The following is a 25,077-nucleotide window of genomic DNA, read 5'->3' on the forward strand; positions in this document are numbered from 1 at the left end:
AACAGGCTCGTTTAGCGATGTATTTTTTCATTGACTCTTTATGTTTTTCACTCATGGACAAATCACTCATGGTTACAATAATTTACTTGCCTTCAATTTCAAATATTTTTTCTTATCACTAACTCTAATAAATGGTGATAAAATGAACCTCGGCATTGATATTTCTTTGCACGTGTCAATGAGGATTTTGATGGATTCTTCATGCAAATACTCAGGAGGCAACTTTCTTAGTTCATTTATTGCGCTACAATAGGCAATTGGCCCTTGTCTCTTTAGCGTTTGGATTTTTATTTTTTCTAAATTCATTCGTTCAGTAATCTGCTTGGTATTTAAACTATTAGTTAAATTATCTTCTCTTTTGAAATAACTATAAAAGCTGCTTTTTGAAAAGAAAACATCCTTAATTAAAGGAAGTGCTTTAAGTAAAGTGTATTCATCTTCATAATATTTTTTTCCACTATTCCAATTTTTTTTAGTAATGACGTCCGATAAAATTTACCTGCAAAATGTCCCTGAATTTTCTTTCCTTTCAAGTACATATTTATAAAATCCTTTTTCCGTACGTATTTTGGGATAGTATAATTTTTGATACAGTCTCCTTCTATTGGTGTAGCGAGTAAGTCAAAATCTTTCATCCTTAAAAAAGGAAGTATATTTTTTAAAAAAACCCCATAAACAGTATCATCACCATCAAGGATGGTAAAATATTTTCCTTGACATTGACTTAATGCATATTGTCTTACTCTTCCTATGTTCTTATACTCAACACGGAAATAGTGGATCTGCGAATATTTTATGGAATACTCTTTCCTAATTTTAGGAGAATCATCGCAAGATGAATCATCGACTAATATTATTGGCTTTGTTGAATAAATCGAACTTTTAGGTGACTGGCGGCTCTGATCACTACATTCGTTTCAACATCAGGTCCCCATGGCAAAGCAAAAGTTTAAAATTACCAACTGGCCCGCATATAACAATGCGCTCAGGCAGCGGGGGGACCTGACAGTATGGCTTGATGAGCCAGCCATTGCTGCATGGACTGAGAGTACACCACCTGAACATCGTGGCCGACCGCTTCACTACACCGATATGGCCATTACCACGGTTCTGATGATAAAGCGCGTGTTTAACCTTTCGCTCCGGGCGTTACAGGGTTTCGTTGACTCGATTTTTAAACTGATGGGGCTGTCGCTGCGCTGCCCAGATTACTCTCTGGTCAGCCGGCGAGCAAAAACCGTCGACATCAGCATAAAAACGCCAACCCGCGGCGAAATCTCACATCTGGTCATCGATGGCACCGGCCTGAAAGTCTTCGGCGAAGGCGAATGGAAAGTCAGGCAGCATGGGGCTGAGAGGCGCAGAGTATGGCGCAAGCTTCATCTGGCAGTAGATAGCGTGACACATGAAATTATCTGTGCCGATTTATCGCTAAGCGGTACGACAGATGCGCAGGCGCTGCCCGGGCTGATTAACCAAATCCACCGGAAAATCAGGGAAGCGTCGGCTGACAGTGCTTACGATACGCGTTACTGTCATGATGCTCTGCTGAGGAAAAAAATAAAGCCGCTTATCCCACCGCGAAGTGGTGCGCAATATTGGCCAGCTCGATACCATGAGCGTAACCATGCGGTGGCAAATCAGCATCTGAGCGGCAATAACGATACCTGGAAAAAGAAAGTAGGTTATCACCGGCGTTCACTGGCTGAAACGGCCATGTTCCGGTTTAAAACACTTCTGGGTGGTCATCTGAGTCTGCATGACTATGACGCGCAGGTAGGTGAGGCAATGGCAATGGTTAAAGCACTTAACCGGATCACACTGTTAGGAATGCCAAACAGCGTCCGCATCATGTAACAATCGCCCTGATAGGAAGGAAGTCGTCACAAATTTCGGATTTATTCAACAAAGCGAATATTATTTCATAATCATGTTCATCTTTCATCGCTGATAACGCGCTATCTAAACATGCAGATACGTACTTTTCAAGGTTATGAACTGCAACAACGATAGATAAGGAAATAGTCATTATGTTTACCATGTGTTAATTTCATGTAAATTTAATAGCATGTAGCTATCTACTTATATAAATCAAAATGTAAATTATAAATCAAAATTCACGAAAAAACCCTAAACATGCAAGATATTGTTTTATAAGACTTTTATCTTATGTAGATGACAATGACATATACTAAAAATACTTCAAGATGCAGTTGCCTATCCAGCAGAAGACTCGGGCAGTAAGGTCATTGTGCTTTCTCTGCCTGCATCTTCAAGTTAATTGGGATATCAGAAAGATTTAATAAATATTAGATAGCATCATAACTCTATAGATCATGATGCAAATGATCTATAGAAATCTATTTTTATGGGAATTGATTTAGTCCGGCATTGGAGAGGAAGGCGGCAATTTTTCATCCACTTTATCTGTTGGCGAACTCAGGACTATGGATGGCATTCGCTCTGGAGCAATACGCAAGCATGGATAGCCTGCTTCATTCAACATTGTTGACCTGAAATACTGATTGGGTAGCAATCGTCAGCGCAAGCGCGAGTTAATCATCTGCAATTTTGCTTGATAATTTTTTTGCAAACAATTCTGGACTGTCCAAAATAGCCATTTTTTAGGATTTAAAGGGGTCCAGAATTGTCTGCAAATTAGTCCAGAATATTTTGCATCGCTACACGACGCTGTCGTAAACGTGGGTGCGGTTGCCAAATAGCGCGTTAATGGTTTCGTGAATGCCGATATAGCCCAGCGAAATGGTGGCGCGACCGTGTTTAAAGATCTCGGCGATGTTGTCATCCGCCTTCAGGCGCACGCCACAGGCCCCTTCCATATACAGTATCGGCGCGACCCGCGCTTTCACGCCGTCCAGTCGGGCGATACGTGTCATCAACGCTTTTTTGGCCAGCCGCAGCCGCTCGTCCAGCAATGACCAGAAGCGCGCTTCGTCGCGTTCAGCCTCCAGCGCAATGCGCGGCAAATTGAGGCTGATGACGCCAAGATTATTGCGGCCATCGTGGACAAGTTGGCCATTTTCCTCATAGGCACCGAGGAAACTGCGGCAGCCCATCGGCGTTTTAAACGATCCGGTGACCTTCACCACCTGGTCATAATTGAGGATGTCGGGGTACATCCGTTTGCTGGCGCACTCCAGCGCCAGCTGTTTGATATCGTAGTTAGGATCGCTGAATTTATGATTGACGCCGTCGCGAATCGCGAACACCAACTTGGGGAACACCGCGGTTTTCCGGTTTTTACCCAGACCAGCGATGCGATTGCGCAGTATGGACTGCTGAATCAGCCGCGATTCCGCGCTAGTGCCCAGCCCGAAGCCGAAGGTGACGAACGGCGTCTGACCGTTGGCGGTGTGCAGAGTATTGACCTCATATTCCAGCGACTGGAAAGTATCGAAACACTCTTTTTCGGTACGAGCGCGGGCATAGCCTTCCGCATCCGCAATATGCCATTCACTGGCGGTGTTACGGTGCTTGTCATAACTGGCGGCGACATAGGGCGCTAGGATTTCATCTATCCGATTAATGGTGGTGCCGCCGTAAATATGGCTGGCGACCTGGGCGATAATTTGCGCGGTGACCGCGGTGGCGGTGGAGATCGAGCGCGGCGGCTCTATCTCGGCGTTGCCCATTTTAAAACCTTGGGTAAGCATGCCCTGTAAATCGATGAGCATGCAGTTGAACATGGGAAAGAACGGCGAGTAATCCAGATCGTGATAATGAATCTCGCCGCGTTCGTGGGCCAGCACCACGTCGCGCGGCAGGATGTGTTGCCGGGCGTAATGTTTGGCGACGATCCCGGCCAGCAAATCGCGCTGGGTGGGGAACACTTTGCTGTCCTTATTGGCGTTTTCGTTTAACAGCGCCATATTGCTCTGCTCCACCAGCCCGCGGATTTCCTGGTTCAACCGGCCGCGCTGCTCGCGCGCCACGTCGCGATCGTGACGGTATTCGATGTACAGCCGCGCGAGGGTTTTATAAGGACCCGCCATCAGCTGATTTTCCACCGCGTCCTGGATATCGCGGATATCCACATGGGAGCGGGACGCCATTTGCCGCGCGACCTGTGCGGCGACGGTCGCGCAATAATTCGCGTCGCCTACGCCTGCCGCCTGTGCGGCATGCAAAACCGCCTGGAAAATACGCTGTTCATCGAAATTGACCTGACATCCGTCCCATTTGATCACTACCGGTTGCACGATGTGACTCCTTGTATGCCGAGAGAGGTTAAGCGCCGCACCTGCGGGCAGCGCCTGAAAAAGACAATTGCTCATGTTGCCAACGGTCGGCTACGCCGCGGAGCGTTTACGCGCGCAAACCGCGCGTGCCGGCCAGTAATAATCCGTGATGCGACGAAGCGGCCGATTGCCGGCAGTGTGTGCGATGCATCGCATGGCACTATATGTAGTCTTTGTGATGTGATTTTGGCACAAGATGTAGAAAATCGTCGCAACGATCGCACTAAAAATTGACTTTGCGCAATAAAGTTTATGTTCGAATGAATTGCTGGTCAGCGCGATTTTTACCCGTCCGCGCGGTATCGCTTGAAATAGCTGGAAAAAGGGGAGGTAGGCGAATTTTGCCCCTTTCCCGGCAGCAAATTTGGACTTGACGGCGGTGATAAATCGGCGGTGCGCTGAGGCAACGCCACCCCCGGCACCTGGCGCAGCGGCGATGGGCGATAAAGAGAAAAGGGACCTTGTCAGCGATTAAGGCTGTGCCGCGGTGATCCTACGGCGAGGCGGCGCCGGTGGATGCTGCCGGGTGATGGCGTCGTATGCTTTGCTCATGCCCAATTTGCCCGCCACGCGCTCAAGGGAAACGCGCTTTAACAGTTCGGCGGTGATGGGGCGCTTCTCGTCGTTAAACACCATCGCGCCGAGAAGCTCGGTGAACGGCTGTGATCGCACCAATGTCATGATGAAATCCGCCTCCGATTCATGCTGACAAGGCAGGAAATAAAGGGTGTCGTCCAGCATCACGGGCTTGCCATTAATAGGCCCCACCTTCATGAAATTAAACGACTTGTAGAAGCCTGAGATGGCGACTTTCCAGGGCGCGAAGGTATAGGCGCCGACGCCAAATACCGAGAAACGCGGCTTTCCCCGATAGATAACGCTGCCCCGGGCATCGAGTCTATCCCCATGATCCATCAGGTATCGCCAGGTCTTCGGCACCGTGCCGGCGAGCGTAGCGGTATCCTCGCCGATCTCTTTCTGGGTGACGATCATGACGCGGTCCGCACGGCTCCTGCCTTTCGCCACATCGGAGCTTTTGAGCAGCGGAAAGACGATGCCGGTTTCAAGATCCACGCACTCTCCCAGGCCATTGGTCAGCAGACCGTCAACCCCCTTGGACAGCTCCATGACCTTTGAACAGTCGTGCTTCACGCCGGAGCGCCAGACGTAATGCATGTTGGTGGCAATCAGATCGCGATGGCGGAGGTACGAGTCGACATTGGAGACCAGAAACTGATCGTGAAAACCGATGGTGGACTCCGGCGCCGAGGCTTCAAGGCTGGCAAAGACATCACAGTCTTGCGAGTCATCCCCAACGGCGACCGGCAGGACAAAAAGGCAGGCTTCGACGGCGGCGCCAAAATGCTGCATGGCATCGATCTTATAGATGGCGGCTCGACCGACCGGGTCGCCTCGCCGCCACGCTTGCCGCAGCAATTTTCGCGCCACCGAGGTCTTGACGAGCATAGCTATCCAGCCTGAGCGTCCCCGAAGCCATTCCAACTGCTTGAGCAGCATCCATTCGGAAATATCGAAGTTGGCTTTGCCGGTCAGTGCGTCCAGTCCCTTATGCCCTTGGAAATTACTTTTCGAGGGCAGATTGACGCTCTGTAGCAGCCCCAGTTCGGCATTGGTGACCCAAGAGGGGTTACCCAATACTAACCATGGCCCCGGATCGCCAGACAGCACCGCGTCCCAGTCGAGGGTAAAGAAATCGCCCTGGTCCACCCGGGCGGCGCGTCCAAGACGCATCCGGGCTTCCTTCACGTATGCCGCATTGATTTCAAGGCCCAGCACATGCCGCGCCGCAGGGAAATGCGCAACGGCGGCCTCAAGGAAAGCGCCTTGGCCGCAGGTGGGCTCCACCACGGCGCCGGGGGAAATGCCGCGTCGAGTCAGGACGGCACACACAGCGCACGCCAGACCCAGCGGGGTTTGAAAATCCCCGAATTGCCAGACGTTCCGTTCTTTTTTGCCGGCCATGGTCAGCGCACCCTTTCCAGGCCGTCCACGGTACCCGCCTGTATTATCACCCGACTGTACTGGAGCCGCCATTGCAGTGCGTTTGAGATAGTGAGGTAACCTTGCAGCGGCGGTTCAGCCAAAATGGTTTCGGCAATGTTACGCGCTTCGATTTCGTCAACGGGCAAGTTTCTATCCTGGAGAAAGGCCACAATATCGTCAGCATTTCCCTCATTAGCAATAATTTGTCGCAGGCCGTGCGTCGTCTGGAAGTCGGCGGTACGGCCCTTGTCCACGAAAATCGTATGCATCATGTTCAGCCGGCCCGTACGGGCGAACGGATCGTCCACTTTCTCATAGACAAACACAATGAGGTGGTAGCTGAGACCATAGATCTTCTGACGCGCCGACTTATAGGGGCAGGAGGACTGCGGTTGGCGGATGCACGTAACCTTGATATCAACATTCAAGCTCGGCAGATCGATGCCGTTGGCCGTATTACCCGCGCCGAACCAATAACGCTCCATGAGATGGGAGGTGAATTTGTGCTCAAGATAGGTCCCGATCGCCTTGCCGTCCGTTACTCCGTATAACGCCGGCTCATCATACTTGCTCTCAATTTCGGCGAAATTGGCGGCTTCTGCCCACATATGCTCAAGTGTCAGGTCTATTTTATCGGCGAACACGGGTTTTCCATATTGTCGCATGTGCCGCTCAACCTACCACATAGCGCGCTGCCGCTCCATCTCGTTTCACGCCTTAGTCGCCTTGCGGCCCCTGGGTTGGGCTCGAGGGCAGCGTAGGTCGCAACCGTCTTCCACTGACGATCGGACGTAAGTATTCACTGCAAGACATCATTGTTTTTATTCAGGTAGTGATAACTCACGCTATCTGGTACGGCGTGAGCGGTGACCGCGTTATTATCGCGCATCGTCGATCAAGAGGCAGGCAGGTTAGTACTCCACTTTTGCCCATCCTACCTGCGCGAGCCTTCCGGCATGGGCAAAGGCGTCTTTCTTGTCATTAGTGACGATGTTGCCGGAGCCACAGCGGAGGGGGCATGATGACGCCGGCAGGCAACGCCCCGCCGGCGCTGCGCCTAGCGGCGTACGGCGATAGCTTCAATCTCGATTTTCACGTCTTTCGGCAACCGTGCGACTTCCACGCATGAGCGGGCCGGAAACGGCGCGTTATGTTCGGTGAAAAAGGCTTCATAGGTGGCGTTAATCGTCGCGAAATCGTTAAGATCTTTGACAAACACCGTTGTTTTTACGATGTCCACGACCTGTAAACCTGCCGCCTCGACGATAGCTTTGACATTCTCCAGCGACTGGCGCGCCTGATCGGCAACCGCTTCCGCTACCTGGCCGCTCTTCGGGCACACCGGGATCTGGCCGGAGGTAAGGATCATACTGCCGAGATCGACCGCCTGCACATAAGGACCAATGGCTGCGGGCGCGTTTTCCGTATTGATTATGCGGGTCATGGCTACTCCTGATGATTGAACATTAAGCGAAATAACGGTGCCGGCCAGCATAGGCCATAGGCCGGCCGCTGCGAAGAGATCAGGCGCTTTGAATCACCGCTTGGTGTTCAAATTCCTTCTCGCAATATTTGCACTGTAAGTGCACCTGCTGACCGCGGACCTTGACGCGAAAACCGGAGGCCACCGGCTCGCTGCGGCTAATACAGTTACTGTTGGGGCAGGTGAGCACACCATCTATACGCTCCGGCAATTGCAGCGTCTGTTTACGCACCACATCGTAATTATCAATACGGTTAACCGTGGCGTGCGGCGCATAGATGGCCAGCTGGTTGGCTTGTTCTTCAGTCAAAAAGACATTCTCCAGCTTGATAAGATCCTTTTTACCCTGCTGGTTGGACGGCAAATTAAGACCAATGGTAATGCGTTCATCGGTGGCGGGCAGCTTAAACAGGCTCAGCAATTTCATGCCCACCTGCGCCGGGATATGGTCGATGACCGTGCCGCGGCGTATCGCTTCGACTTGTAGTTTATTATCTTGCGTCATGGGTGATTCCCCCTTATGCGCCTGCTTTTGATCAGGCGGTTTACTCAGTATGCAGCGTCGTCGCCGGTGGTCCTGATCCCCGTCAGCCGGGCGCGGCGGCTATCGGGCCACACCGTGCCGGCGGGCTGGCGAAGGGCACGGGCGGCGCATCTCAGCCGGCGGCCTAAACCTTGCAGCCGTAGCGCACCAGACCGTAAGCGCCGCGTCAACCGCTGACCCGGCGCAGCACCAACGATACGCGCTGTTATGCTAGCCGGATGGTGTCCGGGTGTCTATCGGCAATCGCGCGCCGGACAGCATCACCCTCCGAGGGCGAGAACGCCGGCCGCCGCGCGGGACGGGCAAAAATTCCGTTACCGGCCTGCTGGAAATAATACGCATACGGCGTGCGGTCCACGTCAATGGCGATTTCATCCACTCGCGGCAGCGAATGCAAAACCTTCAGGTTAGCGCGCGCCTGTTGTAAATCGCCGGCATGCAGCACGAACGGTGCTTTCACGTTGGCATATTCCGAGGGATCCAGCCGCTCTTTCTGCACCCGGGTCATATAGAGGATATACAGCGCCGGCACCACTTCTTCAATGCTGGTGTGGAGACTGTAAGCGATTCCCTTTTCCTCCAGCATGTGCAGGATGTGGGCCGGCATCGCCAACGCCTGCGGCGCGATAAAATAGAAGCGGTTGCCGTCGAATTTGGCCAGCGCTTGAGTCAGTGAATGCACGGTACGGCCGTATTTTAGATCGCCTACCATAGCGATGCTGAGATGATCCAGACGACCCTGGGTTTCTTGAATGGTGAACAGATCCAAAAGGGTCTGGGTCGGATGCTGATTGGCGCCGTCGCCGGCGTTCAAAATCGGCACCTGTCCGGAGAATTCGGTGGCGAGCCGGGCCGCCCCTTCCTGCGGATGGCGCATCACGATGGCGTCGACATACGTGCTGATGACCGAGATGGCGTCGGCCAGCGTCTCGCCTTTTTTACCGAGCGAGGTATTGTCGGCATCGGGGAAACCGACGACCGAAGCGCCCAGCCGGTGAATAGCGGTTTCAAACGACAGGCGGGTTCGGGTCGAAGCCTCGAAAAAACAGCTGGCAATGACTTTGTGTTTCAGTAATTCCGGCTGCGGCCGGGCCTTAAGCGCGGCGGCGGTGGTTAACACCATTTCCAACTCCCCGCGGCTCAGGTCGTTAATGGAAATGAGATGCTTTTGATAAAGGGGATTCACCATCTTTCCTTCCTCCTTATAGGTGCCGGTAATGCCGTCGGGTGACGTAGGGCGAGCCGATTTGCGTCCAAAAAAAAGCCCCTCATTGAGGGGCGATAATAACAGAATATAACGGGAGCAGCCGTGGCGCCTGGTCGCCAGCGTGAAACGTATGCAGCTGAATATAAGCCAACGTGCTGATGCTGTGCATGATTCCTCCCGGCAAATTGCCCGGCATTATACGCAGGTGGTTTTCTACTTCAAGCCTAAATCTTGTCCGACGGCAACGAAAAGGAACCATTTAGTCGGCGCGGTAAAATAACTGACGGATTGCTCTCACCTTTCACCCATTTCTTATTTTACACTAAAACGACTTTTCATTTTCAGGGAACTATTATGATCACCGGTAACGTCAATCATCTTGAATTCATTCCGTATCTGCCCGCCAAATTGCGCGCCGCCATCGATTACGTCAAACGCCACATTAATGATGAGACGCCCTTGGGCAAGCATGATATCGAGGGCAATGAAGTGTTTGTTATCGTTTCCAATGATGTGACGGAACCGCGCCAGGCGCGCCGTGCCGAATATCATGCCAAATATCTTGATATCCAGATTTTGCTGCGTGGTACCGAAGCGCAATGCTACAGCACGCTGCCGGCGGGTAAACCGGATACCGACCGGCTGGAAGAAAAAGATATCGCCTTTCTGCCGTCGGGCCAGCATGAAAAACAGGTAGTGCTGCAGGCGGGGGATTTCGTGGTGTATTTCCCCGGTGAAGTGCATACGCCGCTGTGCGCGGTGGGCAAGCCGGCGAATATTCGCAAGGCGGTGATAAAAATCGACGCGGCGCGGGCGATTTAAGCGCGACGCCGACCTCCGCCGCGGCCGGCCCGAGGTGTGCTACCGCGTTACCCTTGGCGCCTCGTCGCCGTGGGCCGCGGCGCGGTTTCCCAACATCAGCTTGAGCGCAAAGGATGCCCCACTGCGTGCGGCAGTAGTGTAGCAGCAGAAACAACGACGCTGATCCGCGCTTGGCGGCGTTGTGCGCCGCCAGCAATAAAGGCAATCGCCGGATTTTGGCGGCAGTCATTCGGCGTCATAAGCGGGCGCTAATTAACCGGCTGACGGCTGCGTCAGCGTCGCCACCATGACGGCTTTGATGGTATGCAGGCGGTTTTCCACCTGATCGAACACCACGCTGTGCGCGGACTCAAATACCTCGTCGGTCACTTCCATGCCGCCCGCCAAGCCGTATTGTTCCGCCATTTGCCTGCCGAGGGTGGTTTGATCGTCATGGAACGCGGGCAGACAGTGCAAAAACTTCACCCGTGGATTGCCGGTCTGACGCAGCATGGCCATATTGACCTGATAGGCGCGCAGAAGCGTGATGCGTTCCTGCCATATGCTTTTGTCCTCGCCCATGGATACCCACACATCGGTATAGATAAAGTCCACCGTCTGCACGCCGGCGGCGATATCTTCGGTAAGGGTAATATCGCCGCCGTTTTGCTGCGCCAATCGACGACAGGTTGTCACCAGCTCTTGATCCGGCCAGCAGGCGCTCGGCGCCACCAACCGCAAATCGATACCGGTTAGCGCCGCCGCTTCCAGCAGCGTATTGCCCATGTTATTGCGCGCATCGCCGACATAGGCCAGTGACATTTGATTAAAAGTTTTTTCCGGCAAATATTCCTGCATGGTCATCAGGTCAGCCAGCAATTGGGTAGGATGGAACTCGGTCGTAAGCCCGTTCCATACCGGCACGCCGGCATGACGCGCCAGCGTTTCGACGATCCCTTGGCCATAGCCGCGGTATTGAATTCCGTCATACATACGGCCTAGTACCCGAGCGGTATCCTTTATGGATTCTTTATGGCCTATCTGGCTACCGCTCGGCCCCAAATAGGTAACGCGGGCACCCTGATCAAAGGCGGCAACTTCGAAAGAGCAGCGGGTACGGGTCGAATCTTTTTCGAAGATGAGCGCAATATTTTTACCGGCCAGGCGCGGCGTCTCGCCGCCGGCGCGCTTCTGGCGCTTCAGGTCGGCGGCCAGCATCAGTAACTGATTAATTTCAGCAGAGGTAAAATCCATTAACCTCAGCAAATTGCGTTGAACTAACTGATTCATCATCCGTTTCTTCATGAATACCCTGTCAAACAGGTTGAATTAAAATTCACTTTATATGTATTAATATTCAAATTCAAGTGCTAACAGCAAATCTTTCACCATTAAGCTGGAGCCGCACCCGTCGGTGTGTGAAAATAGCCCTCCTACAGGCCGACGTATTGAGGACAGGGGCATGGCACATTCATTTCTTGAAGAGCAACGCGAAGAGACGCGTCTAATTATTGACGAACTGCTGGAAGACGGCAGCGATCCTGAGGCGCTTTATACCATCGAACATCATCTCTCCGCGGACAATTTTGACACCCTGGAGAAAGTCGCGGTAGAGGCCTTCAAACTGGGTTACGAAGTCACCGATGCCGAAGAGCTGGAAGTGGAAGGCGGCGAAACGCTGATGTGCTGTGATGCGGTCAGTGAAGTCGCATTGCAGGCGGAGCTTATCGATGCACAGGTAGAACAGCTCTTTACCCTGGCGCAGCGCCTGGGGGTAAATTACGACGGCTGGGGCACTTATTTCGAGGATCCTGACGGAGAGGATGAAGAAGGCGATGAGTTCGATCAAGACGAAGACGACGACCCGGCGGATAGCGACGAGGTGCCCGCCACACGCCATTGATTGCCCCCCCGCCGCTGACCGCGAAGGTCGGCTGAAGGATGATGCGAATAACGGTCGTCGCCGGGACCCTGTACACGATTCTGTGTAAATGCCTTTTCTCAGAAGTGACCGTCCAGGCGGTCACCGAACTCGATAATAAAGCGGCTCATTGCCATGCGCCAGTCCCTCAAAGGCATTGTCCATTTCTGTGAGGCCGCCTGTATCGCCAGCCACACCACCTTTTTCACTGCGTCGTCGGTCGGGAACACCTTGCGCTTTTTGATGGCATGCCGGATCACGCTGTTTAACGACTCAATGGCGTTGGTCGTGTAGATCACCTTGCGGATGTCCGTTGGGTAGGCAAAGAACGTGGCCAGATTGGCCCAGTTTGCCTGCCAGCTTCGACTTATTTGCGGGTAGCGGATGTCCCAGGCACTGGAGAACGCTTCCAGCGCCTGCAAGCCGGCTTCTTCCGTAGGGGCCTGATAGATAGCTTTCAGGTCGCGGGTGACGGCCTTGTAGTCCTTCCAGGAGACGAACCGCAGGCTGTTGCGCACCATATGCACGATACACAGCTGGAGCCGCGCCTCCGGATACACCGCGTTAATAGCGTTAGGGAAACCTTTCAGCTCGTCTACGCAGGCGATAAGGATATCGTTCAGGCCGCGGTTTTTCAGCTCTGTCAGCACGTTCAGCCAAAACTTTGCGCCTTCATTTTCGGCCAGCCACATACCTAGCAACTCTTTCTGGCCTTCGATGTTGATACCCAGCGCCAGGAACACAGATTTGTTGATGATGCGGCTGTCCTGCCGGACTTTTAGAACGATACAGTCAAGATAAACAATGAGATAGACTGCATCCAGAGGCCGGTTTTGCCATTCGACAACCTGCTCCATGACCGCATCGGTGACCTTTGAGACCAGCGCCGGCGAGACATCGGCGTCATACAGCTCTTTGAACGCGGCGGTGATCTCGCGGGTGGTCATCCCTTTGGCGTACAACGATAAAATCTGGTTATCCATCCCGGTAATCCGGGTCTGGTTCTTCTTCACCAGTTGCGGTTCAAAGGAACCGTCACGATCGCGCGGAGTACGCAGCGCCAGCGGGCCATCGCCAGTGGTAACGGTTTTTGTGGAATAGCCGTTGCGGGCGTTGGTCCCCGGTTTAGGCTGATTTTTATCGTAGCCGAGGTGATGGGTCATTTCGGCATTGAGAATTGCTTCAACGCTGATTTTTTTCAGCAGCCGATCGAAGTGACTGAGATCTTCAGGGGTTTTGAGATTTTTGGCCAGTTCGTTAGCCAGAGCCTGCAACTGTTTTCGTCCATAAATTAACCTGTTTTTAATGTTGGATTGAACATATCAAAATCAGGCAAATACACAAATTTCTAAACAGGCTCGTCGCCGGCGCTATTCGCGTCCACCCAGACGGTTTATAATGTTTTCAACATGGTGACTTCACAGTCGACGTGGCCGGTATTGCCCATCGGGCCAGTGATATGGCAAAAGCCCAGCTGCTCATAGAGGGCAATAGCGCGATCCAGGGGGGGCGGTGGTTTCCAGATAACAATGGCGGAAACCCTGCTCGCGGGCAAGCATCAGCGCGCGCTGCGCCAGCTCCCACGCCACCCCCCGTTCGGGCAGGAAATACATTTTTTGCAGTTCGCAAACCTCTTCGTTTGCGCCGCTCAGCGGCGCCACGCCGCCTCCGCCCGCCAGCTGCCCGTGCAACTCAATGACCCAATAGGCGCTGCGTGGCTGGCTATAGAGCTCATAGAGATGATCGAGGTTGGGATCGGAAACGGTATAGCCTTTATCCGCCGTCAGGCCGAATTCGGCGGAAACCCGACGGATCACCTGCGCGATAGCGTTATTGTCTGCCGACGTTATTGGACGCACCCGTATGGCATCTGCAGAGGTAGTGGACATGGTCATGATCCGGATAGTCATACATAAAGGCACGATGGATTAAAAGTAATAGCACCGCAGGGCCTGGCGATGCAACTGAAACCGCCGAGGGCGCCTGGGCGATGGTCGGGGACGGCCGCCGCCTGACGGAGCGCGGTGACCGGGGAACGAATCACTCGCCGGCGATAACGTGCTTAACCGCCGGCATTAGCGTGATGACCGCTGGCGATAGTTCACTGGTAAACCTGTGCTAGCGTAACGGTCCCCGGCGATAGCACAGTTACCGACCGGGAGTCGCGCGCTTGCCAACTGACATCAGCGCGATTACAAGCCGGCGATGATCGCTTGTTGTTCGAGCAATTTTGCCCTGGATTGCTGATAGCTTTCCAGCTTCTCGCGCTCTTTCGCCACCACCGCCTCCGGCGCGTGGCCGATAAAGCCCTCGTTGCCGAGCTTGGCGGCGATACGGCCGATTTCGCCTTCGATGCGCGCCGCTTCTTTGGCCAGACGCTCCAGCTCGGCGTTTTTATCGACCAGGCCCGCCATCGGGATCAGCAGCTCGGCGCCGTCAATAAGTTGGGTGACGGAAACCGGCCCTTTATCGTCCGCCGGCAGCAGGGTAATGCTGTCAAGCCGTGCCAGGGTGAGTATAAAGCTCAAGTTTTCGTTCACCCTGCGCGCCACCGCCGGTGAAGCCTGGCTCAGCAGCACCGTCAGCGGCTTACCGGGCGCAATGTTCATTTCGGCGCGAATCGTGCGCACCGCGACGATAGCTTGCTTGATCCATTCCAGGTCGGTGAGTGCGTCGGCGTCCGCCAGCGCCGCATCATAGGCCGGAAAAGGCTGCAGCATAATAGTTTCACCCGGTTCGCCGGTGAGGGGGTTCACCCGCAGCCAGATGGTTTCGGTAATAAACGGAATGATAGGATGCGCCAGGCGCAGCAACCCTTCCAGCACGTTGACCAACGTATGGCGGGTACCGCGCAGCTCGGCGTCGCTGCCGCCGCTCATCACCGGTTTGGTCAGCTCCAGATACCAGTCGCAGAACTGGTTCCAGGTGAATTCGTACAAAATCCCGGCCGCCAAATCGAAACGGTAAGCGTCCAGCGCTTCGCGAAACGCTTTCACCGTCTGGTTAAATTCCGCCAGGATCCAGCGATCCGCCAGCGACAGCACTTGGTCCCCGCCGTTGAAACCGCAGTCTTGATCTTCGGTATTCATCAGAACAAAACGGCTGGCGTTCCACAATTTATTGCAGAAATTGCGATACCCCTCCAGGCGCTTCATGTCCCAATTGATATCGCGGCCGGTAGAGGCCAGCGCCGCCAGCGTGAAACGCAGGGCATCGGTACCGTGCGGCTCGATGCCGTTCGGAAACTGTTTTTCCGTGCGTTTGTGGATCTTATCCGCCAGCTGCGGCTGCATCATATTGCCGGTGCGCTTTTCGAGCAAATCGGCCAGCGAAATGCCGTCCACCATGTCCAGAGGGTCGATAACATTCCCTTTGGACTTGGACATCTTCTGCCCTTCTTCATCGCGGATCAGACCGGTCATATAGACGGTATTAAACGGCACCTGCGGCTTGCCGTTGTCATCCTTGATGAAATGCATGGTCAGCATGATCATGCGCGCTATCCAGAAAAAGATAATGTCAAAGCCGCTCACCACTACGCTTGTGGGATGGAACGTGCGCAGCGCGTCGGTGTTTTCCGACCAGCCAAGGGTGGAGAAGGTCCATAGTCCTGAGGAGAACCAGGTATCCAGCACGTCGTCGTCCTGGCGCAGCGGGATGTCGTCCGCCAACTGATGTTGCTGGCGCACCTCGGCCTCGCTGCGGCCCACATAGACCCGACCCTCGGCATTGTACCAGGCTGGAATGCGGTGGCCCCACCACAGCTGGCGGGAAATACACCAATCCTGAATATCCCGCATCCAGCTGAAATACATGTTCTCGTACTGCTTCGGCACGAACTGGATCTCGCCCTGTTCCACCGCTGCCACCGCCACTTTCGCCAGCGGCGCGGCGCGCACGTACCATTGATCGGTCAACATCGGCTCGATAACCACGCCGCCGCGATCGCCATACGGGACCGTGAGGTCATGGGCCTTGACCTCGACCAGCAGGCTCAGGCGGTCGAATTCCGCCACGATCGCCTTGCGGGCGGCGAAACGTTCCAGGCCACGGAAAGCCGTCGGGATATCGCCAGACAGCGCCTCGCTGGCCTCGCCGTTGGTGTCGAACACCTCGGCTTCCTGACGGATGTCGCCGTCAAAGGTCAGGATATTGATCATCGGCAGCGCATGACGCTTGCCGACCTCATAGTCGTTAAAATCATGCGCCGGCGTGATTTTGACGCAGCCGGTGCCTTTGGTCATATCCGCGTGCTCGTCGCCGACAATCGGGATACGGCGGCCGACCAGCGGCAGCATGACGAACTTTCCAATCAAATCGCGATAGCGCGGATCTTCTGGATTGACTGCCACGCCGGTGTCGCCGAGCATGGTTTCCGGCCGCGTGGTGACGACCACCAGGTAATCCAGACCGTCGGCGGTGCACACGCCGTCGGCCAGCGGGTAACGCAGGTGCCACATAGAACCCTTCGACTTGCGGTTTTCCACTTCCAGATCCGAAATCGCGGTGCGTAATTTCGGATCCCAGTTCACCAGGCGTTTGCCGCGGTAAATCAAATCGTCCTGATACAGACGCACGAAGACTTCCTTCACCGCGTTGGACAGCCCGTCGTCCATGGTGAACCGCTCGCGTTCCCAATCCACCGAATCGCCCAGCCGGCGCATCTGGTGGGTAATGGTGCCGCCGGATTGCGCTTTCCATTGCCAAATCTTGTCAATAAAGGCGTCGCGGCCGTAATCGTGGCGGGTTTTACCCTCTTCGGCGGCGATTTTGCGCTCCACCACCATCTGCGTCGCGATGCCGGCGTGATCGGTGCCCGCCTGCCACAGGGTATTTTTACCCTGCATACGCTGATAACGAATCAGGGTATCCATAATGGTCTGCTGGAAGGCATGGCCCATATGCAGGCTGCCGGTGACGTTCGGCGGCGGGATCATGATGCAGTAGCTATCCTGCCGGGTATCATTGTTCGGCTTGAAATAGCCCTGCTGCTCCCAGTGCTCGTACAGCGGCTGCTCGATATCTTTGGGATTGTATGTTTTGTCCATTATGCGTCGTTAATCACTGCGTTGGCGGCGTGGCCGTAGTCAATTGGAAGCCGACGCTGCGATACGCTTTATAACGATCGCGCGCCAGCTGTTTCAAAGCGTCTTCATCCGGGACGAAGTCTATCACTTCATGGAAAGCGGAGGCAAAATCCGCGCAGGCTGGCAGCAGGCTTATCAGCAGATCCCGCGGCGCGTTGCCGCGGCGCTGCGGCCAGCAAATTTCCACCGGCGCGCCGTAGCGCGGGCCTTCACCCGCCAGGTTATGCGGCACGAACGCATCGGGATCGCGCGCCCACAGCGCCTCGTCCAGTCTGAACGCTTGGGCATCGTCCTCACAGGCGATAAGCACCCGTTTCCCCTCCCGCCATTTACCGGCCGCCAAATCGCAGGCAAGCCGCTCCACGGCGGTCAGGCCGTCGCTGGTGGCGCGTTGGTCGAGCAAATAGAAGGTTGCGTTTTTCATGTACCGTTTTGTTAACCAGGGGATGACGGAAAAAACAACGGGCGGCAAGGGCCGCCCGTGCAAGCATACCTTTTTTGCGGTTACTCGTCACCGTTGAGTCCGGCGCGGTTGAGCAAGAATTGCGACAGCATCGCCACCGGCCGTCCCGTGGCGCCTTTGGCTTTACCGGAGCGCCAGGCGGTGCCGGCGATGTCCAGGTGCGCCCAATTATATTTGTGCGCAAAACGCGACAGGAAGCAGCCGGCGGTTATCGCGCCGCCGGGCCGGCCGCCGATGTTCGCCATATCGGCGAAATTCGACTCCAACTGCTCCTGAAAATCATCCCCCAGCGGCAAACGCCAGGCGCGGTCGCCGGCCTGCTCGGCGGCGCCGATAAGCTCATGGGCCAGCGGGTTATGATTCGACATCAGCCCGGTCAAATGATGCCCCAGGGCAATAACGCAGGCGCCGGTTAGCGTAGCGACATCGATGACCACGTCCGGGTCGAAGCGCTCGACATAGGTGAGGGCGTCGCACAGCACCAGCCGGCCCTCGGCGTCGGTATTCAACACTTCCACCGTTTGGCCGGAGAGGGTAGTCAACACATCGCCGGGCCGAAACGAGCGACCGTCCACCATGTTTTCGCAACCGGCCAACACGCCGACGATATTCAACGGCAGATTAAGCTCCACCGCCATGCGCATCACGCCATAGACCGTTGCGGCACCGCACATGTCGTATTTCATTTCATCCATGCTGTCGGCGGGCTTGATGGAAATGCCGCCTGCGTCAAAGGTCAGCCCTTTCCCCACCAGCACAATCGGCCGCGCTTCGGCGTCGGGGCTGCCTTTATACTCAATCACCGACATCAGCGATTCATTGGCCGAACCCTGACCGACCGCCAGATAGGCGTTCATGCCCAGCTCTTTCATCTGCTGTTCGCCGATGACCCGGGTCGTGGTGGTTTTGCCGTAGCCGTCGGCCAGCTGGCGCGCCTGCGAGGCCAGATAGGCCGGATTGCAAATATTGGGCGGCATGTTGCCCAAATCTTTAGCGGCTTTGATACCGGCGGCGATAGCCAGACCGTGCGCAATCGCGCGCTCGCCGCTGGTTAATTCGCGGCGCGTCGGCACATTGAACACCATTTTGCGCAACGGCCGGCGCGGCTCGGTTTTATTGCTCTTCAGCTGATCGAAGGTATAAAGCGTCTCTTTCGCCGTCTCCACCGCCAGGCGTACTTTCCAGTAGGTGTTACGCCCCTTGACGTGCAGCTCGGTCAAAAAGCACACGGCCTCCATGGAGCCAGTGTCGTTGAGCGTATTAATCGTTTTGTTGATAACCTGCTTATACTGGCGTTCATCCAGCTCGCGCTCTTTACCGCAGCCGATAAGCAGAATACGTTCGGACAACACATTCGGGACATGATGCAGCAGCAGCGTCTGCCCGACCTTGCCTTCCAGTTCACCACGGCGCAGCAGCGCGCTGATATAGCCTTCGCTGATTTTATCGAGCTGTTCGGCGATCGGGGACAGACGGCGCGGCTCAAAAACCCCGACGACGATACAGGCACTGCGTTGTTTTTCCGGGCTACCGCTTTTTACACTGAACTCCATGCACTCTCCTGAATCTTAAAGGCAAAGACGGTTGCGCGGGATAAAATAGACTTTCCCGTCATCGTCCCGCCTTTGCATTCACTCTATGTGTTAATCTGAACGACGCAAAGGACGCTATTCTGTCGACAATCAGTGCGTTCTCATGGCTCGGCCGAATGCTTAATGTTGTTATACTCTATCTAGCGATAAAGGTGGCTGTTTGATACGTATTAATGGTGGATTAGCGATGAAATTATCGATTTTCCTGCAAAAAGACAAGTTTTCACAGGCGAAATAAGCGTGATAATTACTAGATATCTGGTTCGGGAGACATTTAAAAGCCAGCTTGCCATTCTGTTCATCCTGCTGCTGATTTTTTTCTGTCAAAAGCTGGTGCGGATTTTGGGCGCGGCGGTGGATGGCGATATTCCGACAAAGCTGGTTTTATCTTTACTCGGCTTGGGCGTGCCTGAAATGGCGCAATTGATCCTTCCCCTGAGTCTCTTCCTGGGGTTGTTGATGACGCTGAGCCGTATGTACACCGAAAGCGAAATTACGGTTATGCACGCCTGCGGGCTAGGTAAAAGTGTGTTGATTCGCGCAGCGCTTGTGCTCAGCCTGATTACCGCGATAGTCGCGGCGGTGAATGTGGTATGGCTTTCGCCCTGGTCGTCGCGCCATCAGGATCTGGTGATGTCGGAAGCCAAGGCCAACCCGAGCATGGCGGCGCTGGTCGAGGGGCAATTCAAACCGGCGGAAAACGGCAATTCGGTGCTGTTCGTCGGCAACGTGAAAGATAAAGGGTTTGAACATGTGTTTCTGGCCCAGCTCAAGCCGAACGGCAATGCGCGTCCTTCCGTGGTTATCGCGGACCGTGGTCATATGACCCAGCGGCCGGACGGATCGCAATTGGTCATGCTGGATAAGAGCACCCGCTATGAGGGGACCGCGCTGCTGCGCGATTTCCGCATTACCGATTTTACACAATATCAGGCGGTTATCGGCCATCGGGCGGTGGCGGTGGACAGCACCGACGCCGAGCAGATGACGCTGCACCAGCTGTGGCGCTCGCCGGAACCGGAGGCGCGCGCTGAGTTGCACTGGCGGCTCACGCTGGTGGTGTCGGTGCTGATTATGGCGATGATGGTGGTGCCGCTATCGGTGGTCAACCCACGGCAGGGCCGGGTCCTGAGCATGCTGCCGGCGATGCTGCTGTATCTGATTTTCTTCCTGCTGCAAACCTCGCTGCGCTCCAACGGCGCCAAGGGCAAGCTTGACCCGATGTTGTGGATGTGGCTGACCAATGTGGCGTACCTGGCGCTGGCGCTGGTACTGAATTTATGGGACAGCGTACCGGCGCGCAGGCTTCGCGGGCGGCTGCATGCAAGAGGAGCGGCCTAATGTTTGGCGTATTGGACCGCTATATCGGTAAAACCATTTTCAATACCATCATGATGACCCTGTTCATGCTGGTGTCGCTGTCGGGCATTATCAAATTCGTCGAGCAGCTGCGCAAAGTGGGACAGGGGGGCTACTCGGCGCTGGGCGCGGGCCTGTTTACTTTGCTCAGCGTACCCAAGGATATCGAAATCTTCTTCCCGATGGCGGCGCTGCTGGGCGCGCTGCTGGGACTGGGTTCGCTGGCGACCCGCAGTGAACTGGTAGTGATGCAGGCATTCGGTTTCAGCCGGCTGCAGGTGGCCGGTTCGGTGATGAAAACCGCCATTCCGCTGGTGCTCTTGACCATGGCCATCGGCGAATGGGTGGCGCCGGCGGGCGAGCAAATGGCCTACAGCTACCGCACTCAGGCGATTTACGGCGGCTCCATGCTCTCAACCCAGAACGGGCTGTGGGCCAAGGACGGTAATGACTTTATTTTCATCGAGCGGGTGGTGGGCAGTGATGAGCTGGCCGGCGTCAATATTTATCATTTCGATAAGGCCGAACGGCTGCAATCGCTACGCTATGCCGCCACGGCCACCTTCAGCAACGGCAGCTGGAAATTGTCGCAGGTGGACGAATCGGATTTAACCAACGACAAGCAGATAACTGGCCGGCAAACCCTGAACGGCGAATGGAAAACCAACCTGACGCCGGATAAACTGGGAGTCGTCGCGCTGGAACCAAATTCGTTGTCTATCTCGGGGCTGTATAATTACGTCAACTACCTCAAGCAGAGCGGGCAGGAATCCAACCGTTACCAGCTAAATATGTGGAGCAAGGTTTTCTCGCCGTTCTCGGTGGCGGTGATGATGCTTATGGCGCTGTCGTTTATTTTCGGACCGCTGCGCATCGTACCTATGGGAGTACGGGTCGTCACCGGGATAAGCTTCGGTTTCTTGTTTTACGTGCTGGATCAGATCTTCGGGCCGTTGAGTCTGGTGTACAACATGCCGCCGGTATTCGGGGCCTTGCTACCCAGTATGGCGTTTCTTATCATCAGTATCGTTATGCTGTTAAGGCGCTTTGTTGAATAAATCCGAAATTTGTGACGACTTCCTCCCTATTAGGGCGATTGTTACATGATGCGGACGCTGTTTGGCATTCCTAACAGCGTGATCCGGTTAAGCGCTTTGACCATTGCCATAGCCTCACCTACCTGCGCGTCATAGTCATGCAGACTCAGATGACCACCCAGAAGTGTTTTAAACCGGAACATGGCCGTTTCAGCCGGTGAGAGCCTGTTTAGAAATTTGTGTATTTGCCTGATTTTGATGTTGGATTGAACATTTCTAAACAGGCTCATGCTCCTTCACTCCAGCGCTTATTACTGGCGTGCCATTCGCTAGCAATAGTTTCGAAAGTATAGGCTCCCGAATCCTCAGCCTGAGCTTCCTTCTGTTTCGCTTTTGGGTCGATGCCCTGCGCTATCAACTTTTTGGCTTCATCGCGCTTTGCCCTAGCCTGAGCGAGAGTCACGGTAGGCCAAACACCAAAAGCGAGGCGATCCTCTTTTTTGTCAGAGGGACGTCTATATTTCATGCGCCAGTATTTGGATCCCTTGGCCGAAACTTCAAGATACAAACCGCCGCCATCGGCCATTTTGTAGGTTTTGTCTTTTGGCTTTGCGGTCTCTACCTGTCTGGCGTTGAGCTTCATTTGGGGGGCACATTTCTAATCGAAGTTAAGATGCCCCCAATGACATACGGGTTTCAACGGACTATCTCGGACGACTCAGGACGTAAAAATCCCTGCAATCATAGATTTTTAAGGGATAATTGGACTTTCTCGGATGGTCTTGGAAGTACTACTAAATGGTGCCGAAGGCCGGACTCGAACCGGCACACCCGAAGGCGGTTGATTTTGAATCAACTGCGTCTACCGATTTCGCCACTTCGGCACTGATAGGGGTACGGATAGCGAGGTGCATTATACCGTTAACAGATCCCGGCGCAATACTAATCCGCCTCTCCGGTGCGCAACTGCTGAAAAAACGGCCTTACGGTGCATTTTGGCACCTGTTGGCTAAGGTGGGTAGGTGGGCAGGCGAAGCAACTCTTCCCCCCGCGCATCTGTTGGCTAACGCTAGCAGCCGGAGCATCCACGTTGCCCGCGTGCCTGCTAGCTAATCTGGCTGGACGCCGGTTTACATTTCTCCCGCGCTTGCTGGCTATTGCTGGCATCCCGGGCACCAATAAAACGGTCGGCCGGAAAACGTGGTCTTCTCAATTGCGTGACCACAGCGCTCGCAGGCTTTGCCTGCACGGTGAAAGGCGCGAAAGCGAAACGTGGCGCCATGGTGATCTTTAGCGCCCGGCTGGCCGCGGGTAGTGTAAGATAAGCGCAGAATGTCGAGAATAGCCTGACACAAAAGCCGTTGCTGCTCTATGTTTAAATCGCGCGGTCGATGATGCGCCGCCAGCCGCGCTTGCCATAGAATTTCCACCCGCAGATAATTGCCCAGGCCGGCAATGAAGGATTGGTCCAGCAGCAGCGCGCCAAGCTGGCGGCCGCAAAAGCGCTTGGACATCAGCCGCGCCTGCACGGTTTCCACCGTCAGTTGCAAGTCCAATGCATCTGGGCCAATGCGCAGCAAAAAGGGGTGCTCGGTAACCTCGTCAGCGCTTAACATACTGATTTCTGATGCGCTGTAGAGCAAGATGGCGGCGTTGTGATTCTCCAGCCGTACTCGCAGGTCGCGTTTCGTCACCGGCGTTTCCCCCGCTTTGACCACCCGCCAGACGCCGTACAGCTGGTTGTGGCTGTAGAGCACCAGTCCATTGGAAAACCAGGTCAGCAGCGCTTTACCCCGCGCCTCGATCTTGTCGATGGTTTGCCCGGTCAGTTGCGTCTCCCAGCGTTTCAGATGAGGAAAGGCAAACCACGCCAGGGTAATCGGTAAATGGGACATCGCCTGCATCAAGCCATCGGCTGCACGACGTATTTCCGGTCCTTCTGGCATTTTCCCCTCCCTTCAATCAGGCTGCATGCTGATGATAGCACCCGGCGGGAAAAGTCGTCTAAGCGAAACTCAAGTAAACCCGTCCCGGCATTTCCCCTGAGACTCTACCCGGCGTCGAAGGCGCGTACCGATTGTCGCTGGCGACCACGCGTGATGTAACCGTTGCGGATTGAGAAGCGCTTTGCCTAGCTGTCGCCGCCGTTCCATTAATCGATAGCGGCGGCCGAACGAAGCGCAAGGACGTGAATTACCGCCCTTACACCTGGTCGCTGCGTCGCAAGTTGGTTAAGGACGGATCGCGACAGGCTTCACATCAACTTAGCTAATACCGTTGCCACCGGCAGGAATAGTCCCAAAATGGCAGTTTACGGTAGGTTTCTCCGATATTTCGCTGCCTGGCAGGCATTGATGCGGCATACTGTGTCGATGCGCCTACAGGGTTGCGACGCTTATGAAGGTGCCGTGATCGGCTATTAATTCAGGAGCTTATTATGATGACCCCTTCCCGCCGCCTGTTATGCGCGCTGAGCGTCTGTACCGCCATGTCTTGCGGTGTGGCACAAGCGGCCAGCTGGATGGATTCTGCCGCGAACGTGGCCAACAGTTTGCAACAATCGAACGCCAACAGCGGCGGGCAAAATTCCACCGCTACCAATAATAAGGGTACCTCGTTAAGTTCGCTCGCCGGGCTGCTGAACGGCGGCGATAAGGCGTTAAGTTCCGGTTCAATGACTAATGCCGCCGGCGTGCTGCAATACTGTGTTAAAAATAATTTACTGTCCGCCGGCAGTACTTCCACGGTAAAAGATCAGCTGTTGGATAAGCTTGGCATTAACAATAACGCATCGACCACCGCCTCCGCTGTGAAAACGCAGGATTACCAGTCCGGTCTGGCGGGGATCTTGAATACCAGTCAGGGTAACACCGTGAATTTGAATGCCCTTAGCACTTCACAGCTGACTGAAAAGTTCAAAACCAAAGCCTGCGATTTGGTCCTTAAGCAGAGCAAAAACTTTATTTCCTGACGCGTGTACCGGCGGGGTGCCGCTGCACGCCCCAGCGGAAGGCATGCTAGCATGCGAGCCGGGATACTACCGCCTCACGAAGCAGACGACTTAAAGGCGCTCACCGCTGGAGAAGCATCAGCGTGCCAGCCACTCATCGCCCGCCTGGGGGAACATGAGGATGATTCAGCCATCCGCTATAAAAGAAACGTCATCATGAAGACCGAGATTCGCGTACTTGAAAAGCTTGGGGTGCTATAGCAGCCCACCGCTAAACACGCTTCAGCGCAATGGCCATTAACCGCCCGCTTTGCGCGTTGTGAAGGTGATTCAGCAGCCCAGGGCTGAAGCAGCGCCAGCGCGAGGTTCA

Annotated in this window: 20 protein-coding genes, 1 tRNA gene and 4 pseudogenes; 7 read left to right on the forward strand and 18 right to left on the reverse strand. The window is 54.7% G+C overall.

Features of this window, described 5'->3' with window-relative positions; genetic code table 11:
• Positions 1-72 precede the first annotated feature (72 nt).
• On the reverse strand, positions 73-306 hold the full coding sequence (locus SOPEG_RS11260) for a hypothetical protein (protein ID WP_038468641.1): 234 nt from the start codon (positions 304-306) through the stop codon (positions 73-75).
• Between the two features lie 98 nt (positions 307-404).
• Complete coding sequence (locus SOPEG_RS30875; RefSeq protein WP_081742982.1) at positions 405-875, reverse strand: glycosyltransferase family 2 protein; 471 nt, start codon at positions 873-875, stop codon at positions 405-407.
• A 58-nt stretch (positions 876-933) separates the two neighbouring features.
• Here SOPEG_RS30875 and SOPEG_RS11270 point away from each other — a divergent pair, with 58 nt between their 5' ends.
• Positions 934-1,857 carry an IS5 family transposase gene (locus SOPEG_RS11270; RefSeq protein WP_025245409.1) on the forward strand — a complete coding sequence of 308 codons (924 nt, stop codon included), beginning with the start codon at positions 934-936 and terminating at the stop codon, positions 1,855-1,857.
• An 833-nt stretch (positions 1,858-2,690) separates the two neighbouring features.
• Here the strand turns inward: SOPEG_RS11270 and nrdD are convergent.
• Positions 2,691-4,163, reverse strand: a pseudogene (nrdD, locus tag SOPEG_RS11275) (anaerobic ribonucleoside-triphosphate reductase); the annotation flags it as partial.
• On the opposite strand from nrdD, the gene SOPEG_RS29525 reads away from it, so the two are divergent.
• Complete coding sequence (locus SOPEG_RS29525) at positions 4,074-4,493, forward strand: hypothetical protein (RefSeq protein ID WP_236851878.1); 420 nt, start codon at positions 4,074-4,076, stop codon at positions 4,491-4,493. The pseudogene nrdD and the gene SOPEG_RS29525 sit on opposite strands and share 90 nt — an antisense overlap.
• A 237-nt stretch (positions 4,494-4,730) precedes the next feature.
• Here SOPEG_RS29525 and SOPEG_RS11280 read toward each other — a convergent pair whose 3' ends face one another.
• The 5 genes from SOPEG_RS11280 to pyrB all read right to left on the reverse strand — a co-directional run bounded on the left by SOPEG_RS11280 (position 4,731) and on the right by pyrB (position 9,479).
• Positions 4,731-6,242, reverse strand: coding sequence for a class I SAM-dependent methyltransferase (locus SOPEG_RS11280; protein ID WP_025245411.1), 1,512 nt, complete (start codon positions 6,240-6,242; stop codon positions 4,731-4,733).
• Positions 6,243-6,244: 2 nt separating this feature from the next.
• The gene (locus SOPEG_RS11285) at positions 6,245-6,907 is read right to left on the reverse strand and encodes a type II restriction-modification system restriction endonuclease (protein WP_200867876.1); all 663 of its coding nucleotides are present in this window, start codon (positions 6,905-6,907) and stop codon (positions 6,245-6,247) included.
• 413 nt (positions 6,908-7,320) lie between these two features.
• Positions 7,321-7,707, reverse strand: a complete 387-nt coding sequence (ridA, locus tag SOPEG_RS11290; protein ID WP_025245413.1) for a 2-iminobutanoate/2-iminopropanoate deaminase — start codon at positions 7,705-7,707, stop codon at positions 7,321-7,323.
• A 79-nt stretch (positions 7,708-7,786) separates the two neighbouring features.
• Positions 7,787-8,251, reverse strand: coding sequence for an aspartate carbamoyltransferase regulatory subunit (pyrI, locus tag SOPEG_RS11295; RefSeq protein ID WP_025245414.1), 465 nt, complete (start codon positions 8,249-8,251; stop codon positions 7,787-7,789).
• 244 nt (positions 8,252-8,495) lie between these two features.
• Entirely contained in the window at positions 8,496-9,479 is a 984-nt protein-coding gene (gene pyrB / locus SOPEG_RS11300; protein WP_025245415.1) for an aspartate carbamoyltransferase, read from the reverse strand.
• Between the two features lie 372 nt (positions 9,480-9,851).
• Between pyrB and SOPEG_RS11305 the strand changes: the two genes are divergently transcribed.
• Positions 9,852-10,319 carry a NanQ anomerase/TabA/YiaL family protein gene (locus tag SOPEG_RS11305; protein WP_025245416.1) on the forward strand — a complete coding sequence of 156 codons (468 nt, stop codon included), beginning with the start codon at positions 9,852-9,854 and terminating at the stop codon, positions 10,317-10,319.
• Positions 10,320-10,571: 252 nt separating this feature from the next.
• Here SOPEG_RS11305 and argF read toward each other — a convergent pair whose 3' ends face one another.
• Entirely contained in the window at positions 10,572-11,588 is a 1,017-nt protein-coding gene (gene argF / locus SOPEG_RS11310) for an ornithine carbamoyltransferase (protein ID WP_025245417.1), read from the reverse strand.
• Between the two features lie 172 nt (positions 11,589-11,760).
• Between argF and rraB the strand changes: the two genes are divergently transcribed.
• Positions 11,761-12,201: a ribonuclease E inhibitor RraB gene (rraB, locus tag SOPEG_RS11315; RefSeq protein WP_025245418.1), complete on the forward strand. Its 441-nt coding sequence runs from the start codon at positions 11,761-11,763 to the stop codon at positions 12,199-12,201.
• A 98-nt stretch (positions 12,202-12,299) separates the two neighbouring features.
• On the opposite strand, the gene SOPEG_RS11320 is transcribed toward rraB, so the two are convergent.
• The 5 genes and pseudogenes from SOPEG_RS11320 to pepA all read right to left on the reverse strand — a co-directional run bounded on the left by SOPEG_RS11320 (position 12,300) and on the right by pepA (position 19,322).
• Positions 12,300-13,511, reverse strand: coding sequence for an IS256 family transposase (locus SOPEG_RS11320; RefSeq protein WP_071882179.1), 1,212 nt, complete (start codon positions 13,509-13,511; stop codon positions 12,300-12,302).
• 101 nt (positions 13,512-13,612) lie between these two features.
• Positions 13,613-14,108 (reverse strand): annotated as a pseudogene (locus SOPEG_RS11325) (GNAT family N-acetyltransferase).
• A 303-nt stretch (positions 14,109-14,411) separates the two neighbouring features.
• Entirely contained in the window at positions 14,412-17,267 is a 2,856-nt protein-coding gene (locus SOPEG_RS11330; RefSeq protein WP_025245420.1) for a valine--tRNA ligase, read from the reverse strand.
• A gap of 13 nt (positions 17,268-17,280) precedes the next feature.
• The gene (locus SOPEG_RS11335) at positions 17,281-17,730 is read right to left on the reverse strand and encodes a DNA polymerase III subunit chi (protein WP_025245421.1); all 450 of its coding nucleotides are present in this window, start codon (positions 17,728-17,730) and stop codon (positions 17,281-17,283) included.
• A gap of 80 nt (positions 17,731-17,810) precedes the next feature.
• Positions 17,811-19,322, reverse strand: a complete 1,512-nt coding sequence (gene pepA, locus SOPEG_RS11340) for a leucyl aminopeptidase (protein WP_025245422.1) — start codon at positions 19,320-19,322, stop codon at positions 17,811-17,813.
• Between the two features lie 279 nt (positions 19,323-19,601).
• Here pepA and lptF point away from each other — a divergent pair, with 279 nt between their 5' ends.
• Both lptF and lptG read left to right on the forward strand, forming a co-directional pair.
• Complete coding sequence (gene lptF / locus SOPEG_RS11345; protein WP_025245423.1) at positions 19,602-20,702, forward strand: LPS export ABC transporter permease LptF; 1,101 nt, start codon at positions 19,602-19,604, stop codon at positions 20,700-20,702.
• The gene (gene lptG, locus SOPEG_RS11350) at positions 20,702-21,778 is read left to right on the forward strand and encodes an LPS export ABC transporter permease LptG (RefSeq protein ID WP_025245424.1); all 1,077 of its coding nucleotides are present in this window, start codon (positions 20,702-20,704) and stop codon (positions 21,776-21,778) included. The genes lptF and lptG overlap by 1 nt, the downstream gene beginning before the upstream one ends.
• Before the next feature lie 41 nt (positions 21,779-21,819).
• On the opposite strand, the pseudogene SOPEG_RS26300 reads toward lptG, so the two are convergent.
• From SOPEG_RS26300 to nei, 4 genes and pseudogenes are all read right to left on the reverse strand, one after another.
• Positions 21,820-21,987: pseudogene (locus SOPEG_RS26300) on the reverse strand (IS5/IS1182 family transposase); the annotation flags it as partial.
• Between the two features lie 65 nt (positions 21,988-22,052).
• Positions 22,053-22,400 (reverse strand): annotated as a pseudogene (locus SOPEG_RS11360) (Arm DNA-binding domain-containing protein); the annotation flags it as partial.
• 156 nt (positions 22,401-22,556) lie between these two features.
• Positions 22,557-22,641: transfer RNA gene (locus SOPEG_RS11365), tRNA-Leu, on the reverse strand.
• A 270-nt stretch (positions 22,642-22,911) separates the two neighbouring features.
• Positions 22,912-23,703, reverse strand: coding sequence for an endonuclease VIII (gene nei, locus SOPEG_RS11370; RefSeq protein WP_025245427.1), 792 nt, complete (start codon positions 23,701-23,703; stop codon positions 22,912-22,914).
• A gap of 494 nt (positions 23,704-24,197) precedes the next feature.
• Here nei and SOPEG_RS11375 point away from each other — a divergent pair, with 494 nt between their 5' ends.
• The gene (locus tag SOPEG_RS11375; RefSeq protein WP_025245428.1) at positions 24,198-24,728 is read left to right on the forward strand and encodes a YjjA family protein; all 531 of its coding nucleotides are present in this window, start codon (positions 24,198-24,200) and stop codon (positions 24,726-24,728) included.
• Positions 24,729-25,077: the final 349 nt, after the last annotated feature.

It is taken from the genome of Candidatus Sodalis pierantonius str. SOPE (assembly GCF_000517405.1).
GTDB lineage: Bacteria > Pseudomonadota > Gammaproteobacteria > Enterobacterales > Enterobacteriaceae > Sodalis_C > Sodalis_C pierantonii.

Excerpts from the sequence above, each read along its gene's own strand:
- SOPEG_RS11260 (WP_038468641.1), bottom strand. The coding sequence starts at position 306 with ATGAATTTAGAAAAAATAAAAATCCAAACGCTAAAGAGACAAGGGCCA.
- SOPEG_RS11270 (WP_025245409.1), top strand. The coding sequence starts at position 934 with ATGGCAAAGCAAAAGTTTAAAATTACCAACTGGCCCGCATATAACAAT.
- SOPEG_RS11280 (WP_025245411.1), bottom strand. The coding sequence starts at position 6,242 with ATGGCCGGCAAAAAAGAACGGAACGTCTGGCAATTCGGGGATTTTCAA.
- ridA (WP_025245413.1), bottom strand. The coding sequence starts at position 7,707 with ATGACCCGCATAATCAATACGGAAAACGCGCCCGCAGCCATTGGTCCT.
- pyrI (WP_025245414.1), bottom strand. The coding sequence starts at position 8,251 with ATGACGCAAGATAATAAACTACAAGTCGAAGCGATACGCCGCGGCACG.
- pyrB (WP_025245415.1), bottom strand. The coding sequence starts at position 9,479 with ATGGTGAATCCCCTTTATCAAAAGCATCTCATTTCCATTAACGACCTG.
- SOPEG_RS11305 (WP_025245416.1), top strand. The coding sequence starts at position 9,852 with ATGATCACCGGTAACGTCAATCATCTTGAATTCATTCCGTATCTGCCC.
- argF (WP_025245417.1), bottom strand. The coding sequence starts at position 11,588 with ATGAATCAGTTAGTTCAACGCAATTTGCTGAGGTTAATGGATTTTACC.
- rraB (WP_025245418.1), top strand. The coding sequence starts at position 11,761 with ATGGCACATTCATTTCTTGAAGAGCAACGCGAAGAGACGCGTCTAATT.
- SOPEG_RS11330 (WP_025245420.1), bottom strand. The coding sequence starts at position 17,267 with ATGGACAAAACATACAATCCCAAAGATATCGAGCAGCCGCTGTACGAG.
- SOPEG_RS11335 (WP_025245421.1), bottom strand. The coding sequence starts at position 17,730 with ATGAAAAACGCAACCTTCTATTTGCTCGACCAACGCGCCACCAGCGAC.
- pepA (WP_025245422.1), bottom strand. The coding sequence starts at position 19,322 with ATGGAGTTCAGTGTAAAAAGCGGTAGCCCGGAAAAACAACGCAGTGCC.
- lptG (WP_025245424.1), top strand. The coding sequence starts at position 20,702 with ATGTTTGGCGTATTGGACCGCTATATCGGTAAAACCATTTTCAATACC.
- nei (WP_025245427.1), bottom strand. The coding sequence starts at position 23,703 with ATGCCAGAAGGACCGGAAATACGTCGTGCAGCCGATGGCTTGATGCAG.
- SOPEG_RS11375 (WP_025245428.1), top strand. The coding sequence starts at position 24,198 with ATGACCCCTTCCCGCCGCCTGTTATGCGCGCTGAGCGTCTGTACCGCC.